General features: G+C 60.9%; 12 protein-coding genes. 8 read left to right on the top strand and 4 right to left on the bottom strand.

The window, feature by feature from the left end; translation table 11 throughout:
• Nucleotides 1-24 precede the first annotated feature (24 nt).
• Entirely contained in the window at nt 25-3,507 is a 3,483-nt protein-coding gene (locus Thiofri_RS21330) for a PAS domain-containing sensor histidine kinase (protein ID WP_009148460.1), read from the bottom strand.
• A gap of 180 nt (nt 3,508-3,687) precedes the next feature.
• On the opposite strand from Thiofri_RS21330, the gene Thiofri_RS21325 reads away from it, so the two are divergent.
• The 5 genes from Thiofri_RS21325 to Thiofri_RS21300 all read left to right on the top strand — a co-directional run bounded on the left by Thiofri_RS21325 (nt 3,688) and on the right by Thiofri_RS21300 (nt 8,686).
• On the top strand, nt 3,688-4,668 hold the full coding sequence (locus Thiofri_RS21325) for a MotA/TolQ/ExbB proton channel family protein (RefSeq protein WP_313777923.1): 981 nt from the start codon (nt 3,688-3,690) through the stop codon (nt 4,666-4,668).
• 54 nt (nt 4,669-4,722) lie between these two features.
• Nucleotides 4,723-5,553 carry a type VI secretion system protein TssL, long form gene (tssL, locus tag Thiofri_RS21320; protein WP_407702920.1) on the top strand — a complete coding sequence of 277 codons (831 nt, stop codon included), beginning with the start codon at nt 4,723-4,725 and terminating at the stop codon, nt 5,551-5,553.
• Nucleotides 5,550-5,843 carry a DUF3096 domain-containing protein gene (locus tag Thiofri_RS24895; protein ID WP_009148457.1) on the top strand — a complete coding sequence of 98 codons (294 nt, stop codon included), beginning with the start codon at nt 5,550-5,552 and terminating at the stop codon, nt 5,841-5,843. Before tssL ends, Thiofri_RS24895 begins: the two co-directional genes overlap by 4 nt.
• Nucleotides 5,840-7,003 (top strand): GTPase family protein, encoded by a 1,164-nt coding sequence (locus Thiofri_RS21305; protein WP_009148456.1) that lies wholly within the window; start codon nt 5,840-5,842, stop codon nt 7,001-7,003. Before Thiofri_RS24895 ends, Thiofri_RS21305 begins: the two co-directional genes overlap by 4 nt.
• Nucleotides 7,004-7,096: 93 nt before the next feature.
• Nucleotides 7,097-8,686 (top strand): GTPase family protein, encoded by a 1,590-nt coding sequence (locus tag Thiofri_RS21300; RefSeq protein WP_009148455.1) that lies wholly within the window; start codon nt 7,097-7,099, stop codon nt 8,684-8,686.
• A gap of 41 nt (nt 8,687-8,727) precedes the next feature.
• Here Thiofri_RS21300 and Thiofri_RS21295 read toward each other — a convergent pair whose 3' ends face one another.
• On the bottom strand, nt 8,728-9,651 hold the full coding sequence (locus tag Thiofri_RS21295) for an alpha/beta fold hydrolase (RefSeq protein WP_009148454.1): 924 nt from the start codon (nt 9,649-9,651) through the stop codon (nt 8,728-8,730).
• A gap of 92 nt (nt 9,652-9,743) precedes the next feature.
• Nucleotides 9,744-10,418 (bottom strand): hypothetical protein, encoded by a 675-nt coding sequence (locus Thiofri_RS21290; RefSeq protein ID WP_009148453.1) that lies wholly within the window; start codon nt 10,416-10,418, stop codon nt 9,744-9,746.
• A gap of 260 nt (nt 10,419-10,678) precedes the next feature.
• Here Thiofri_RS21290 and Thiofri_RS21285 point away from each other — a divergent pair, with 260 nt between their 5' ends.
• Both Thiofri_RS21285 and Thiofri_RS21280 read left to right on the top strand, forming a co-directional pair.
• Nucleotides 10,679-11,134, top strand: a complete 456-nt coding sequence (locus Thiofri_RS21285; protein ID WP_009148452.1) for a phosphate-starvation-inducible protein PsiE — start codon at nt 10,679-10,681, stop codon at nt 11,132-11,134.
• A gap of 154 nt (nt 11,135-11,288) precedes the next feature.
• Nucleotides 11,289-13,238, top strand: a complete 1,950-nt coding sequence (locus Thiofri_RS21280; RefSeq protein WP_009148451.1) for a GspE/PulE family protein — start codon at nt 11,289-11,291, stop codon at nt 13,236-13,238.
• A gap of 93 nt (nt 13,239-13,331) precedes the next feature.
• On the opposite strand, the gene Thiofri_RS21275 is transcribed toward Thiofri_RS21280, so the two are convergent.
• Nucleotides 13,332-14,846 carry an ISKra4-like element ISThio1 family transposase gene (locus tag Thiofri_RS21275; RefSeq protein ID WP_323705484.1) on the bottom strand — a complete coding sequence of 505 codons (1,515 nt, stop codon included), beginning with the start codon at nt 14,844-14,846 and terminating at the stop codon, nt 13,332-13,334.
• 307 nt (nt 14,847-15,153) lie between these two features.
• Here Thiofri_RS21275 and Thiofri_RS21270 point away from each other — a divergent pair, with 307 nt between their 5' ends.
• Nucleotides 15,154-16,017: an HDOD domain-containing protein gene (locus tag Thiofri_RS21270; RefSeq protein ID WP_009148155.1), complete on the top strand. Its 864-nt coding sequence runs from the start codon at nt 15,154-15,156 to the stop codon at nt 16,015-16,017.
• Nucleotides 16,018-16,034 lie beyond the last annotated feature (17 nt).

The following is a 16,034-nucleotide window of genomic DNA, read 5'->3' as shown; positions in this document are numbered from 1 at the left end:
GGCAGGGGGCGGTCAGAGCGCAATCTATAGTAACAGGGGGGTGGTGGTTTCCGATTTTAGCAGCGGGGCGGTGGCTCTTGTTGTGGGCTGACGCGGCAGCTCGAACCAAAAGCAACTGCCTTCGCCTGGGGTGCTCTCCACCCCGATCCTGCCGCCCATGAGCTCGACTAAGCGTTTGACCACGGCAAGACCGACGCCTGAGCCTTCGATCCCACGTAGCTGCGCGTCTGGCAGCCGTCGGAACGGCTCAAACAACTCATCAAGGCGATCAGCCGGAATGCCGATGCCAGTATCGCGCACGCTGACCCGCACCTGCCTGTCGGTGCTCGTTGCAGGCGTTGTTTCCGCCGCCTCGAGCGTGATGGAGCCTCCGGGACGATTAAATTTCACAGCATTTGAAAGCAGGTTGATCAATACCTGTCTGAGGCGGAAGGAGTCGGCTGCGACAGCCAGTTCGCTGCAACTTGCGCACTCGATTTTTAGCTCCTGGTCACTCGCCAGCTGTCGGATCAGGGCCAGGGATTCCACCAGCGCCGGTTCTAGCAAAATTTGCTGGACCTGCATTTCGGTCTCGCCGGATTCGATTTGCGCCAGATCCAGTACCTCGTCGATGAGTTTAAGCAGATGGTGACCCGAGTGCAGAATTTCCTGAATGCTATCGCGCTGGTCGTTGTTCAGGTCGGGGTCACTGTCGAGCAGTTGCGCAAATCCGAGCACCGCGTTCATCGGCGTGCGCAGTTCATGGCTGACCTGGGACAGGAACTGGGTCTTCATCTGGCTGGCTTTCTCGGCCATGTCCTTGGCCTGGAGCAGGCGCACCTCAGTCTCCTTGCGGCGGGTGATGTCGAAGCAGACGCCGATGAGATAATGACTGTGATGGTTCGCTCTGCGATGAACGCTGCCAATGATGCGCAGGTAGCGCAGTTCGTCTGGGTTGAGTTGTAGGCGCAGTTCCTGGTTGAGTTCGCCATCGTTACTGAGTGCGCTTTCGAGCCTTTGCTGAAACTTGGACATGTCTTCCGGCAGCAGACGCAGGGTCCAGTCATCAATGCTGCGCGTGGCTTGAACCGGCTGGAGCCCGAGAAGCCCATGCATTGGCGCATCGAGCCTGAGTTGGCGGGTGTCGGGTTCGTACTCCCAGATGCCGATGCCGGTGCTGCGCATGGCCAGTGACATGCGTTTTTCGCTGAGTTCAAGCTCGCGGGTGGCGAGATGGCGGTTTTCCTCGGTGGTCAGCGCGGCGGCAAGAATCCCCAGCAGGCGTTTTTCCTCGTCGCTCGGGGAGCGCTGTTGCTTGAAGACCACGCAGAGAGAGCCGCAGGTTTGACTGCCACAGCGCACAACGTGCCCGAAATAGGCTTTGAGCTGGTATTTGCGTACGGCGGGGTCAATGCGCGCATAGGGCGTTTGGTCAAGGTCTGCGAGGAAAAATGCCTCGCGGCTGCTTTGGTTCTCGGCGAGTTCGCCGCCACAGTGGCCGCTGACGCGGTCGCTGCGGTCCTGAATCAGGTCATAGCAGATATGGCCCTCGGGGGTATCACTTTCGGGATAGTCCTCGGGCGCCTGCCAGCGCCCGAGCGTCACCAGAAGACCGTTGTCGAGTCGGTTGTAAAGCGCGGTGTCGGCGGCAAGGATTTCGCCGCAAACCGAGGTGATGCGATGGATATTTTCGCGATAGTCCGAGCCAAGATTGACCAGGCAATCGTTCAGTTTGACCAGGCGCTCCCGGCTGCGCCGGCGTTCCGTGATGTCGCGCAGCACGCCAATGGCATGCCATGCACCATCCAGACGCATTGTCGACAGGGACAGTTCGAGCGGCACCCGGTCACCACTTTTGTGTTGCGCCTCGACTTCGACCAGTCGACCAATCAGTGAGGCGCCAACGAATGTGCCTTGGCCGGGCTTCGTACCGGGCAAGGTGTTGGCGAGTTCCGGCCCGCCGATTAGACGATGCAAATCCTGCCCTTTGGCCTCGGCTTCGGTATGGCCGAACAACTGCTCAGCGGCGGGATTCCAGTACAGGATTCTGAAATTCTCGTCGGCCATAATAATGGCGTCGCGCACCGCGTTGGTGATTGCGTTGAAGTTGGTCTCGCGTTGTTGCAGCGCGGAGGTGCGTTGATTAAGCAGTCTTTCGAGGCCGGACAGGCGTCCACGAAGCCAGGTCACCAGTGCGGTGGCGACTGCTGTCAGGATTAAGCCAATGGTGGCAGTCGCAGCGGCGGCACTTGCCAGCGGACCAGAAGGCTTGGGCGTATGAATCCCGAGCTGAATGGCAAAGGTCCGATGATCGGCAAACACCGGTATGACTTGTTGGCGTTGCGCCATAGCCGACAGCGGTGGGATCAGCCTGACCTTGGTTGGGGTCTCGGCTCCGTCGCTGGCGGGGATGCGGGCAATCAGACGGGCCGTGCCCTGATCGTTTAGGGCAAGCAGGCGGGCGTCAATTTGACTTTCATAGGAATGCTGCCGGGCCAGTGTTTGCTCTAGCAGTTGGCGAACTGCCGTGATCGTCCGGGATTCGGAATTTGCGAATTCGTCTGGGGCCGGAGCGCGATCCGCAACGGAAGATGGCAGGGTTGCGGGGCTGTGCCCATCTGGCGCCTCGCGCAGCTGATCCATCATCATCGTCAGGTCGCGGCTGGTGCGAGCGCTTGCCCATTCGAGCAGATCGGACTCGAAATCCTGTTCGAGTTGATAAGTGACGGAAGTGGCGGCCAGCGTGAGAGCGGCGCCGGTCAGACCGGCCAGCAGGGGCTCAAGGTAGCGAAGGCTGGTAGGTGTTTCGTCTCCGCTGGCACTACTGCGATAAACAATCCAGGCGGCGATGGCGAAGGTGATGGTAAGAAGTCCGCCCAGCGCGAGCGGGAGCATAGCGACGCTCCACACCGCTGCGCGCCAGTGCCGTGCGGCAATGTCGACGCCGAGAATGCGCCCAACCTTGTGGTCCTCTGGTACGGGCCCGATAGGAACAAGAATTGAAATGACGCGTGCGTCACCCTGCCCATGGGGCGCGGTGATTTTGGGCTGTCCACTGTTAAAGACTTGGGTAATTTCAGGCGGTAGGCTAGCGATACCAGCCTCAGGCTGCTGGGCGCAATCACTGCCGGCAGCATGGCTGGCCGGACCTTCGTGACGCACTCCCTCGTGCTGGGTTAGGGTCCAGATGTTCTGGTAACCGGCAAAAGCGGCAAGCCGGTGTAAATGGCAATTCAGGCGAGTGAGATCTGCCTCCTGCTGCCGGGCTGAGCTGCCCTCATCGGCCTGGGGTGGGGCGTCAAGGGGTTGCAGCGCCAGTGTCCGGGCGAGATCGAGGGTCTCAGTGAGCACCTTCTCGCGTATTTCTGAGTCCTGCACGTGCATGCGCCATGACGCCAGGATGATGGAGACGGCCACTAACCCGATGCAGGCCAGCACAGGGATGGTGAGTCCGCTTAGGGCGGCGTGCCGAAAGACGTCTTTTGATTCGGTGAGATCGGCTGATTGGGCAAAATCGGCTGTGGGCATGGGCGAGCGCCGGTTGCTTCTCGGGGCCTGGCGGCTGTCGCCAGGCTGGGTAGGTCATTATTGAAGCCGGACCCTGATGCTGCAGCGGGTGTCCGGTCAATCCTTAACATGTCTGGTGTTATTTTTCGAGTATAACGATCAGAGTCGTGAATCGATACTCCGCGTGGCAATGAGCCCCTAATGCTCAGGGGCCTGCCCGTGTGCACAAAAGCGGCTATTTCAGGGCAAGGTGCATGGTCTCGACCGACCATTCCGGAGAATGGATCCATGCAAAGAATTTGGATAGCGAACCGCGCAGGCCAGGGCGCGTCGGCGGGCACAAGTTTTCGGGTCTCGCCCCCAGCGGCGGTTTTTTGCGTAGAATACCGGGGGTTCAGTCACTCGAGGACGGGTATTCTCCCCATGGATTTTGCAACCATTGTCGGCGTTGTTGTTGTGCTGATCGCGGCCATTGGCGCTATCCTTGTTGGCGGCGACATCGGCGTCTTTATCAATATCCCGTCCATTTTGATCGTGGTTCTTGGAACCTTCGGCGCCACCCTGGTGCGGATTTCCTTCGGCGAGTTTTTTGGCTCCTTCAAGATCGGGCTCAAGTCCATCATTCACTCATCGCCGTCGCCGCGCGAGTTGATCGAAGATGCGGTCCAGCTTGCCAACGTGGCGCGCAAGGAAGGCATCCTGGCGCTTGAGAATCAAACCATCAGCGAGCCTTTTATGCAAAAAGGCATCAGTCTCTGTATTGATGGTCATCCGCCCGAAACCGTCGAGCGCTTGTTGTCGAAGGAAATTGATCTGACCATCGAACGCCACACCAAAGGCGTGAAGATGTGGGCGTCCATCGGCGACTACTCTCCCGCCTTTGGCATGATTGGTACCTTGATCGGTTTGGTGCAAATGCTCTCGAACATGGATGATCCCAAGGCCATCGGACCGGCTATGGCTGTGGCGCTTCTGACCACGCTTTACGGAGCCCTCATCGCCAACGGTTTCGCCATTCCGATCTCGGAAAAGCTGAAGGCGGTGAGCGAGGAGGAGCGAATGCTCAAAGACCTAGTGCTCGAGGCCATCTCGGCCATCCAGTCTGGCATCAATCCAAGGGTCATGGAGCAGATTTTGCTGACCTATCTCCCATCCAACCAACGTGACTCGACGCTCGATTAGGGGTGATGCATGGCTGGCAAGGCAGCAGAATGTCCCAAAGGTTTGCCAGGATGGATGGCGACTTTCGCCGATTTGATGGCGCTGCTGCTGTGCTTTTTTGTGCTGCTGCTCTCTTTCTCCGAAATGGACGTGCACAAATACAAGCAGATTGCCGGGTCCATGAAAATGGCCTTTGGCGTACAGCGAGAGGTCGATGTGCAGGCCATTCCAAAGGGTACTACGGTGATCTCGCCCGACTTTAGCCCGGGCAAGCCGACCCCAACCTTGGCTCAGGAGCTGCGCCAGCAGACGACCGATGAATCCAAGACCGAACTCGGTCCTGACCAGATGCGCAAGGAGCTGGAGGCGGCCGCGCAGGAAATCGCCGCAGCCCTGCAGGAGGAAATTGAGCAAGGTCTGATCGATGTCGAGGTGGTTGGCGAAGAGATCCTGATCCGCATCCGTGAGAAAGGCTCTTTCGCCTCCGGCAGTGCGCGCTTGCAGGATAGCTTTTCCCCGATCCTCGACAAGATCGCGGAGACCCTGTCAGCGACAGAAGGCAGCCTGATCGTTGCCGGTCATACCGATGACGTGCCCATCAATACGATGCAGTTTCCATCCAACTGGGTGCTCTCGGCGGCTCGCGCCGCTGCTGTGGTGCATCACATCACCGAGGTTCGTCCGGAACTGGCCGAACGGATGCAGATTCGCGCCCATGGCGACACCCGCCCGGTGGCGACGAACGATACGCCCGAGGGGCGGGCCGAGAATCGCCGCGTCGAGATTGTGATTGCGCGCAAGAAGAGCGACGAAGAAGGGCGGGATATCACAGGTGATGCGATCGATATCCCTTACCGAAGCATGATGCCTCCTGAACCCGAAGCGCCATTGGAGTTAACGCAGTGAATCTATCTTTTTTGAATCAATGGCCGATTGAGGCAGCGCTGGCAATTCTTGCCGGTGTGCTTATCCTGCTGCTGCCGCGGCTGTTGCATGTCATGGTGGCCGCCTATCTGATCGCCATTGGTATCCTCGGACTGGTGGCCTTCTTTTACGGAGCCGCCCTGCCACTGAAAGCCATAATTGCCCTGGTGGCCGGCTTTCTGGTGCTGTTGCGCCCAGCCGTATTGAGCTATGTGGTGGGAATCTATCTGATTGTGGTCGGGCTGCTCGAGTCGGGGCTGATTCGGTTTTGAGCGAAACCGGCCAGATCGAGCGTGCTGCGGCCTGGGTCGAGGCCGATGCTCCCGTGATCTGGCTGCTCGGCAAGACCCAGGCGGGTAAGACGAGCATTGTCGCCGAGCTGACAGGGCAAGCGGGCGATCAGATCGGCAATGGGTTTGAGCCCTTTACCGCGCATTCGCGGCTTTATGCCTTTCCCGAGCAGCGTCCGGTGCTGCGCTTTCTCGACACCCGCGGGCTGGCGGATACCGCTGTTGATGCACCTTTCGATGAGCTGCGCGCGGCTGAGCGTCAGGCCCATGTGCTGTTGCTGATTGCCAGGGCCGAGGATCTGGCGCTCGATGAGCTGTTGGTGCTCGCCCGCAAGTTGCGCCGCGCCCACCCTGACTGGCCGCTGATTGTGGCGCAAAGCTGCCTGCATCAGCTCTATCCAATCACTGATGGCCCAACCGGCAGCGGGCATGCGCTGCCTTACCCCTTCACCGGCACTGAGGCCGACTTTCATCTTGAGCCTTTGCCGGATGCGCTGCTACGTGCGCTGCGCGCGCAGCGGCTGTTGTTTGCCGAGCTGCCTGGCACAGCGCCCGTCTTTGTGCCTCTGGACTTCACCCGTCCCGAGCAGGGCCTGGCGCCAGTTGACTATGGTGCCAGCGCGCTTTGGGCGGCGCTGGAGCGTCTGCTGCCGGAGGTGGTGGCGGATCTGAAAATTGCCGCGCATCAGCCTAACGATGAGCGCCGCCGGCGCCGGCTAATCCTGCCCTGGGCGCTGGCTGCCGCGAGTGCCAATGCTGTCCCAGTGCCGGTGCTGGGTGGCCTGGGTTCCGCCAGCTTGCAGGCTGCCATGGTGGCCCAGATTGCGCGCGCGGCGGGCCTCGATAACAGCCGTGATGCCTGGAAGGAGCTTATTTCGACCCTGGGCGGCGGTTTCGCGCTGGGCTATGGCGCTAGCTGGTTAGCGCAGCAGGTGCTTAAGCTCGGCATTGGTTGGGGCAGCGCCCTGACCGCGAGTTGGACCTTCGCGCTGACCTGGGCCATTGGCGAAGTGGCCATGCTGTTGTTCGCCGAGCAGGCTGCCGGACGCACCCCGAATCGAGAAGCCCTGCGTGCACATTATCGCGCCGCCTACAAAGGCGCCCTGCAGCGCGCGCGCACCGAAGAAGGTCTGCGCCGGTAGACGCGCATTCATTCGCCTTGCAAAGGCTGACAAGGCATTTAATTGAGTCGGCTGAACTCACCAAAAACCCGATCTTTCATACAGGCCGTCCACGTGAGTGATCCCAAAAATCCGTCGCCCCTGAACTGGCGTCTGCTGCTGCGGCGCCTGTGGCCAGAGCTGCTGACACTCACGCTGGTCTCGGCGGCCTTTACCCTGCTGCCCGCGCTTGGCCTCCTGTGGCTCGCCCAGCAGGGCTGGCTGGCCTGGTGGCTGGCGTTGTGCGCGGGACTCATGGGGCTGCTGGCGCTGCTGCGGTTGTTGCGTAGCGATCCGACCACAGGGGGGCTAATGGGCGCACCGCGACCGGGTGCGGCGGCAGCCGAGTGTCAGGCGCGCGCGGACTTGGCAGCGCTCGCGGCCGAGACCTCGGCAGAGGATCTGGCCAATCGCGAAGCGGTTGATCGACTGCTGCGCCGCACCGTCAATGCCGTGGCTTCGGCCTACGCGCCTGATGACGAGGCGGCCGTGCTGAATTTTACCCTGCCCGAAGTCTTGCTGATGCTCGAGGAGGTCGCGCGACGGCTGCGTCACATTCTGAGCGACGAGCTGCCGGTGCTGCGCCATCTGCGCCTGAGCTGGGCAGCCCGGGGCAGCGACCTGATTGGGCGCGGTCTCAAGCCGGCGCGTGGGCTGGCCAATGCCTGGCGCGTCATGCGCCTGGCTGATCCGCTCGGCGCGGTGATTGCCGAGGTGCGCTCGCTGGTTATCGAGCAGGGCGTCACCCTGCTTGGGCGCGAGGCGCGCGCGGTGATGGCGACCCTGCTGGTGCGTGAGGTAGGCGAGGTCGCCATCGAGCTTTACTCAGGCGCGTATCGCCAGCGCGCCGAGCCGCCACCGCAGGGGCTCGGTCGGCAGAGGTACCAAGCCGCCACAGGACCGCTGCGGGTACTGGTCACCGGTCAGCGCAACAGCGGCAAGTCCAGTCTGGTCAATGCGCTGCTTGGGCGCGAGCTGGCAGCAGTTGGCCTGACGCAGACGACCTCGGACTGGACGCTGTATCAGGCGCCGCCACTGCTGGCGGAGCAGGATGCCGCTGCGGAAAGCGCGAATCCAGCAAGGGCGGGTGCGCCAGTCGGGATGAGCGCAGAGGCGCAACCCTGGGAGCTAATCGACAGCCCGTCGCTCGCCGTTCAGAGCGATGCCGCATGGCTCGGTCAGTTACGCGAGGCGGATCTGGTCATTTGGGTGGTTGCCGCGCATCGCGCTGATCGTGCCCCCGATCAGCGCGCGCTTAACGCCATGCGCGAGCAAGTCGCTGCCGATGTGCGGCTGCGCCCGGTGCCGCTGGTGTTGGTGCTGACGCATGCTGATCGTCTGGAGCCAGTGTTGGACTGGCAACCGCCTTATGATCCGATCAGGGGGCAAGGCGCCAAGGAGCGCAATATGGCGCGTGCACTGCATGCGGCAAGCACCGCGCTCGCGATAGCGCCCGAGCGGGCACTACTGGTGGCACTCGGCGAGAACAGGCCAGCATGGAATTTGCCAGCATTGCGCCAGCAACTGCGCACCCGCTGGCCGGAGGCCGAGCAGAAACGCCTCGAGCGCCTAGGGCGTGCCGAGGGAGTGGTGAAAGCCGGCGTCGATTTGCTGCGCAGTGTGCCGGGCGCCATTGAGCGCGCCCGGCACTTTTTGCGCCGCTGATTGGGTCTGGCCCTTCACTTTTCGCGTCACTTGCTGTCCTTTCAGTCGGACGGCGAGTCCAGCGAGTGCCAGAATTCGTCCAGGGTTTTGACGGTCGCGGGTAGATCTTCCCAGTGCGGTAGGCCCATGTTGGGCACCACCCGACCGCGACGCCAGTTGCTATGGGCGGGGATGAAATCATCCAGCCCCTCAAAGTGCACATAGGGGTCGCGATCAGCCAGCACCAGCGTGGGGTGCGTGGTCAGCTGGCCGTAAAGGTTGGTCATGGCTTTTAGCGTGAACAGCTTGCCCGAGAGAAAGGTCAAGGGCGCATGGCGCGCACCGGGTTGGTGCGAGGTGGCATAGGCGTAGTCGAGCATCTCCTGCGGCGCCGCTTGCATGAAGGATTTGCTCAAGTAATAGTTGATGCTGCGCCGGGAGGCAACCAGGTCAAACAGGGGTTGATTCCACGGCAGCCCGGCCAATAGCGGGTGGACAAAGTTGCTGATCGGTCGCGGTGGTGGCTGGCGCTTGCTGAAGCCGGTCGGGGAGATCAGCACCAGGGAGTGCACCCGCTCTGGCAGCGACAGGGTCGCGCGCACCGCGAATTCGCTGCTCAAGGAGAGCGCGAGCAGATCGACCGGCTGATTCGGCACCTGCTTAAGAAATTGTCCGATGGCCTCGGCATAGTGCTCAGGGGAGTAGTTCCAGGGACCGCGTCCGGCCTGGCCGAAGCCCGGCAGATCCAGGCTGAATACCGGGCGTTGCTGGCGGTAGTGCTCAAACAGCGGCTTTACCTCGAAACTGCTAGGCGCGGCATTGATGCTATGGATTAACACCAGTGGCCGGCCGGTGGCTTGCTGGTCGGCGTAGTAGGCCAGGCTGGGCTGGTGTCTGAAGGCGATGCGCTCGCAGGGAGCATCAAGGGCGGGCGCCAGGCCCGCTGGGTTGCCAGCGTTGATGGCGGTGTCGATTGGCAGTGTCATGCGTCATCTCTCCGTAGCAGGTTAGAGGCAGAAGCGCGCGGGACTGCCGCTGCTTGTGCCTGTGTTTCTAATCGGGTGTCCTAACTGGTGTCCTAATTGACATCATCGGGCTGTGCGCCTTCGTGGCGGAGAAAGGCATTGACGATATCCTCGCCGTCCTGACTCCTGTTGCCCTGATTTCCGCGCGTCTGATTCCCACTCGCCTGATTCCCACTCGCCTGATTCCAGACCCAGGGTGCCCAGTCGGGTTCCTTGGCCCAGCAGGTGCTACCGGAGTCTGGCGGCAGACGGCGATGATGTGCCCGGCGACCAATCACCCGGTATTGCTCGCGTGCGGCGGTGTTTGGGTCGGAGCCGAGCGCATCGGGGTAGCGCAGTTCCAGCGTGCGGTCAGGCAGCAGGCTAGCCCGTATGCCGTCGAGTTCGGGGTGCTTGAAAACCGGGGCAGCAGCCCATTCTTCCAGGACTTGGGCAATCTCATGCCCGCCGGTGCTCCCGCTCCCGCGCTCAAGCGCCTCGCGAATCGCTGAGCGGTAGCAATGCATCGCCGTCTCCTCGACGGAGTGCGGGACGAAAAACCAGCGCTCTGGCAGCGGCAGACGCCAGACCGGCAAATAGGTGCGCAGGTTATCGCAGTAAGAGGGCGCGAGCAGGAAATTGGCCAGATCATGCGCATACCAGCGGGCGATATCCAGTGCGGATACCGAACCCGGCAGCAACGTCGGTTGCGGGCAATTCTCAGCAAGCCAGGCGGAATCGATCGTCAAGACATCTTGTCAGGGTAGAGAATTTCAGAGCGCTATTATCAAGGAATGCGGGCTTGGGGCAAAATGATCTTTTTCCTAGCGCACCCGGCGCTGGCATGTCGAAATACCCATGGTTCCGGCGACCCCGGAGGATGACGCTGTTGTTTCACCTTGATGCGCTGACAGCTGCGGGATTTCCGCTTGCGGATTTTGCTAGACTGCGCACATTTCTCGGCCGGTGCCGGGTGTCATCTTAAAATGATACGGATTCTCTGAGCATCATGACAGTCGACCAACGCATTGATGGTTTTCTCTCGCGCCTTTTCGGCTATGTCGAGAAGCTGGTGCTGCTGCTCGTCGGCGTGCTGGCACTGGCCGGGATCGGGCAGATCATCATGGCAATTCCGGAGCGCGGGAATGTTCGCCTTGAAGACCTGCTGCTGATTTTTATTTTTATTGAAATCATGGCCATGGCGAATGTGTATTTTCAGCATCGAGAAGTGCCTTTCACTTTTCCAATGTTTATTGCTGTCACAGCGCTGTCACGGCTGGTGGTGTTACAGGGCAAGGAAATCGAAGGCGAACTGCTGCTCTACGAGGGGGCTGCAATCCTGCTGGTATCCCTGGCGATTTTAGTGATCCGCTTTAGTCAGCGTTTCGCGATTTCGCCAACCGACTCGGAGAGCGATCCAGCTGGCGATCTCGGCACGAGCGCGGATGAAGCGGGCCGCCACTAGCTATCAGTGGGCAAAAAGCATCTAGCTCACGGACAGCTGCTAATCTGTGAACGCAGCTGCCCAGGCGCCTGGCGTTGACTATGAGGCGGCCACCAAGACTATGACGCCGCCAACACATATTGCTCGGCGTGGTCTCAAAGTTTTGGAGTCTGACGTGAATGCTGAATTGCAAGGGGATGACGAGCAAGGATCAGGGGCGCCGCCGCCGGCACCTATGCCTCAGGCGGCGACTCCGAGCGCCGAGATTGCACGGCTTCTGATCGAGGCCGGTGCGGTCAGCCCTGAGCAGATAAATCACGCAATGCGCGTTCGAAGCAAGCTGGGCGAGGATTTTTCGCTGACCCGGGTTCTGACTGAACTTGGCTATCTTTCCTCTGATCGATTGCGCGCGGCGCTGCGCGACCAGGGAGCCAGAATCCATCTCGGCGATGTGATGGTCGAGCTTGGCTATCTGAAGCCGCGCGATCTGCGCGCGGCTCTTGAAGCGCAGTCGGAACCGGAATATCAAGGCAAGCGCCTGGGTGAGATTCTGCTCGATATGGGGCTGATCTCTGAGCAGCGGCTGATCGAAGTACTTGCCGACCAGCTCGATTTTCTGGTCGAGTCGCCGAACTTCTCGCAGGTCGATCAGGAACTGCTCAAGCTGGTGACGCCGGACTGGTGCCGGCGGCTGGCCGCGATGCCGCTGCGGCGCGAGGCTGAAGGCGTGTTGGTTGCCTTCACTGACCCGCTCGATTCGGCCGCCCGACACGGGGCGGATGCCGCTTTTGGTCGGGTGGTGCCGGTGATTGCCACTCGCCGCGCCCTCGACGAGACCATCCGCTCCTACGAGGCGAGCCGCCAGCATGCCAAGCAGCGCAAGAGCGAAACCAACGAATCTGACGTCACCCGTCAGGTCGATTCGCTGATTTTGAATGCGCTCGATAAAGGCGCTAGCGATATTCACATCGAGCCCATGCGCCACATGTTGCGGGTGCGTTACCGCATTGATGGCGTGCTGATGCAAGTGTGGGAAATTGATCGCGAATTGGCGCCGGCCATCGCGAGCCGGCTGAAAGTGCTGGCCAAGGCCGATATTGCCGAGCGGCGGCGCCATCAGGACGGCGGTTTCCGCTTCGATGACCCGGTCTCGGGGCGTCGTTGCGATGTGCGCGCATCCTTCTACGCGACCGTTTTTGGCGAAAAAATCGTGTTGAGGCTGCTGAGCCGCAAGGCTGAGTTGCTCGATATCGACGCCTCTGGTATCGCCCCAAGAATGCTCGAACGCTTCAACGACCATGCGCTCGAACTGCCCAGCGGGGTTATTCTGGTGACCGGGCCAACCGGCTCGGGCAAGACCACCACCCTCTATGGCTGTGTCAATAAGCTCAATGATATGGAGACCAGTATTGCCACGGCAGAAGACCCAGTTGAGTATGTCATCGACGGCATTGCCCAATGCAGCGTCAACCCCAAGATCAATCTCACCTTCGCTGAAACCTTGCGCGCCCTAGTGCGTCAGGACCCGGATGTGATTGTCCTGGGCGAGATTCGCGACAAATTCTCCGCCGAGTCAGCAATTCAAGCGGCACTCACCGGTCACAAGGTGCTTTCGACCTTTCATACTGAGGACAGTATTGGTGCTTTGTTGCGGCTCATGAACATGGACATTGAAACCTTTCTGATCTCGTCAACCGTTGTCGCGGTGCTGGCTCAGAGGTTGCTTCGTAAAGTGTGTGATCGTTGCTCCGAAGGCTATCAGCCAACGCCGCACGATTTGCAGCGCATCGGCTGGACCCAAGCGGATGCTGCTGGCGGCCAGTTCCGTCTTGGGCGCGGCTGCCGCTATTGCAACTTCACCGGGTACGCGGGTCGGGTCGGCGTCTTCGAGTTGCTGTTGCCAAACGATGGTGTCAAGGATGCGGTGTTGAATCGTCGCTCCTCTGGCGAGATTCGGCGCATTAGTATCGAGACCGCCGGGCTGGTGAGTCTGATGGAAGACGGCCTGGCCAAAGCGGCCCAAGGGATGACCACCATCAAAGAGGTGCTCGGTCATCTGCCGCGCATTGGACGCCCGCGCTCCTATCGCGAAGTCGTGGCCATGGTTGGTGCTGTCAAAATCTAATGGGTGCGGCTCTTTTGGAACGACGCCAAGCGCCGCAGAATCCAGCGGTTGCGGGCGACGTTTCCGGTCGATGGTGATGGCGCAAGTGAGACATCATGCCGCCACGGGCAAGTCCAGCGGGATCGGTGGTCCTGGATAGTGGCGTCGGTGCTCAGCGTCGAAGTGAAACGCAAGATAGGCCGGCAAGTCCCCACTGATCTTTAGTGAGCGCAGTTTCAGGATCGCCTCGGCGCGGGCCAGCCCCCAACGCGCCCCGGTGAGATCCATGCGATCTTTGACGAGATGGCGACAGGCGCCTTCGATCACACCAGTGGCGATTGGCAGCCCCAGCGCAAGCGCTTGGTCGTATTCGAGGCGCTCGCGGTTGTTGTCGATATAGTCGGCCGCCTTATCGATGGGTTTGCGCGCCGTCTCGCCGAGTTGCTTGCGCGTTGCCGCGCGGCGCAGTCCCACGGCCACGTCGTGGGCGCGACCTTCGAGGATGGCCATGGCGCGCTCCATCACCCACTGCTCGCGCTCCGCGGGGGTCTCGGGAAAGAGCGCATGCGCGGCTTTCCACAGATATTCCAGCACATGGATGAAGTCCTGGATCACCACCACCTCGACCTTGTAGCGCTCGGCCGCGGCTGTGACTTGGCGCAGCAGATCTTCCTGACCGTCACAGAGCACCACCCAGCGGCGGTGCTGATCCGGGTCGCGGCGCATGGCCTCCTCAAACGCCTGCTCGATGACGGTGCGCTGATCGGCCTCCACGCGTGCCCAGGTGCGTTTGTTCTGGACTTCGGGACGTTTGCCCGCGGGGGCTTGTTTGGGATCAAAGATCTGCTCTGGGGTGCGTGGGTAGGGCTCGACCTCATAGACCGAGGCGACGGTGGCCATGCGTTTGCGCTGCTTTTTCTCCCCAGGACTCAGCCGGGTCTGTTGCTTGTGCGCTTGGCGCTCGCGCGCCTTGCGGGTGGCCTCGCGCAAATCGCTGGGGCGCATCACGATGCCCTTGCCGTCAGCACTGATGATCAGGAGGCGTTCGCTCGCTTCATTCGGCTCCTGGGGGACAAAGGGTTGGGCGTAGAAGGCGTCGAAGTCCTGGCTCAGATGCACGGCCACCTCCTCGGCTTGGCGCTTGGCCAGCGTCCCGCCGCCGGCTTGTTCGAGTGCCGCAAGCGCGGCGTCGAAGGAGTTGTTCACGACCTCACCGGCCAGCACCTCGCACAGGCCATGGGAATACCTGCCCGGGGGCAGATTCAGCTCAGCATCCAAGGGGAAGACGCTCTGGAGTCCCCGCGCACCGTAGCCCCGGCGCGTGACGGTCACTTCCCCAAAGCGGGTCTCCAGAAGTCGGGTACAGCCGGCGCGATGATGGGTCCGGGGATAACCATCGGCGCCAATCACGGACGCATACCGCGGTTCCTCTCGCGCTCTTTGTTCCAGGTGCGACTGGACCATCTCACACAGCAGCTTCATGCCGCCCTGTTGCACCAGCGCTTCGATTTCCCCGTGCGTGGCATGTTGGGCTTGCTCCCCGCTCAGCGTCTCAAGCAGTTGGACGAACTGCGCGATCGCCCCCTCGTAGCAATCGAGGCTTGGCAAAGAAATCGTGTAGCATGGCATCGACAGGGTCTCCTCAGGGTCCGTGACAAAAGTTTCGTCCCTTCAGTTTCGCACCCGAGTGGAGGCCCTGTCTTCCCTGTCCTCAGGTTTCTAGCTGGTTAAGCTGTTGTTTTCTAGTCGCTGAGCGTCGTTCTAAAGGAGCCGCACCCAAATCTAATGGTCGCCGGCATTCTTTCCGGACGCCTTTGCATCTAGGTGCCGCAACTAAACCCTTTGCGTGGTGGTCCCAGTGCCTGGCCGCATGGATGTGGCTCGCGCCGGGATGGCTTGCCCGCGTTCACCAACGCAATAAATTGAGCATCAGACAATGAGTGAGAAGTCCCTGGCGGAACTGATCGACGAACATTTCGACGCTGACAGTCAACAATTGCCCGTGTTTAACCGCGTGGCGCTGGAGCTGCAAAAGCTCAAGACGTCCGAGACCGCGACCATGAAACAGGTCACTGATCTGATCATGAAAGACCAGGCGCTGACTAGCCGTATCCTCCAGGTCGCTAACTCTTCGTTCTTCGGCGGGCTCAAGCAGGTCGATACCCTGAGTGGCGCGGTGCTCAGGCTCGGTATTAACAAAGTGGCCAGTCTGGCCATGATGGCCTCGCAACTCTTGGCCTACCAGTCGAAACTGCCATTAACTGGCGAGCGCATGACCGGATTGTGGCAGCGCGCCTATGTGTGTGCGTCTGGCGCGCGCTGGGTCGTCGAGAATTATGGTCAGCGTAGCGAAGCAGAAACGGCCTTTCTGTGCGGGTTACTGCATGATATTGGCGAATTGTTCCTGCTCAAGGTGCTCGACGGCCTGGCCGAGGACGATAGCGCATCAACCGCCATCACCGACGCTCTGATTGAGGAAGTTCTTGAGGCCATGCACTGTGAGATCGGCTATCGCCTGATGCTCAAGTGGGAGTTGCCCAAGCATTACGCATTGGTGGCGCGGGATCACCACAAAAGCACCTTCGATGAAAAAGACCCCTCAATGGCGGTGACCCGGCTGCTCGATATGTTGTGCCGCAAGCTCGGCATCGGGCAGACTGCCGATCCCGACATCGTGCTGGCTGCCACCAACGAGGCCCAAGTGCTGGGACTCAAGGAAATCCATCTTGCGCAACTCGAGGTGATGATCGAAGATCTGGTCAGCCAAGCCAACGCTATGCTGCAACTGGGGGCGGGGTAGGGCTGTTCAATGCCCCT

This window comes from Thiorhodovibrio frisius (assembly GCF_033954835.1).
Classification (GTDB): domain Bacteria; phylum Pseudomonadota; class Gammaproteobacteria; order Chromatiales; family Chromatiaceae; genus Thiorhodovibrio; species Thiorhodovibrio frisius.
Note: the sequence above shows the minus strand (reverse complement) of the source record. Positions and strands in the feature narration are given on the sequence as shown.

What these genes read in the sequence shown, in the direction of transcription:
- Thiofri_RS21330 (WP_009148460.1), bottom strand. Translation starts at nt 3,507, where the DNA reads ATGCCCACAGCCGATTTTGCCCAATCAGCCGATCTCACCGAATCAAAA.
- Thiofri_RS21325 (WP_313777923.1), top strand. Translation starts at nt 3,688, where the DNA reads ATGCTCAGGGGCCTGCCCGTGTGCACAAAAGCGGCTATTTCAGGGCAA.
- tssL (WP_407702920.1), top strand. Translation starts at nt 4,723, where the DNA reads ATGGCGACTTTCGCCGATTTGATGGCGCTGCTGCTGTGCTTTTTTGTG.
- Thiofri_RS21295 (WP_009148454.1), bottom strand. Translation starts at nt 9,651, where the DNA reads ATGACACTGCCAATCGACACCGCCATCAACGCTGGCAACCCAGCGGGC.
- Thiofri_RS21285 (WP_009148452.1), top strand. Translation starts at nt 10,679, where the DNA reads ATGACAGTCGACCAACGCATTGATGGTTTTCTCTCGCGCCTTTTCGGC.
- Thiofri_RS21275 (WP_323705484.1), bottom strand. Translation starts at nt 14,846, where the DNA reads ATGCCATGCTACACGATTTCTTTGCCAAGCCTCGATTGCTACGAGGGG.
- Thiofri_RS21270 (WP_009148155.1), top strand. Translation starts at nt 15,154, where the DNA reads ATGAGTGAGAAGTCCCTGGCGGAACTGATCGACGAACATTTCGACGCT.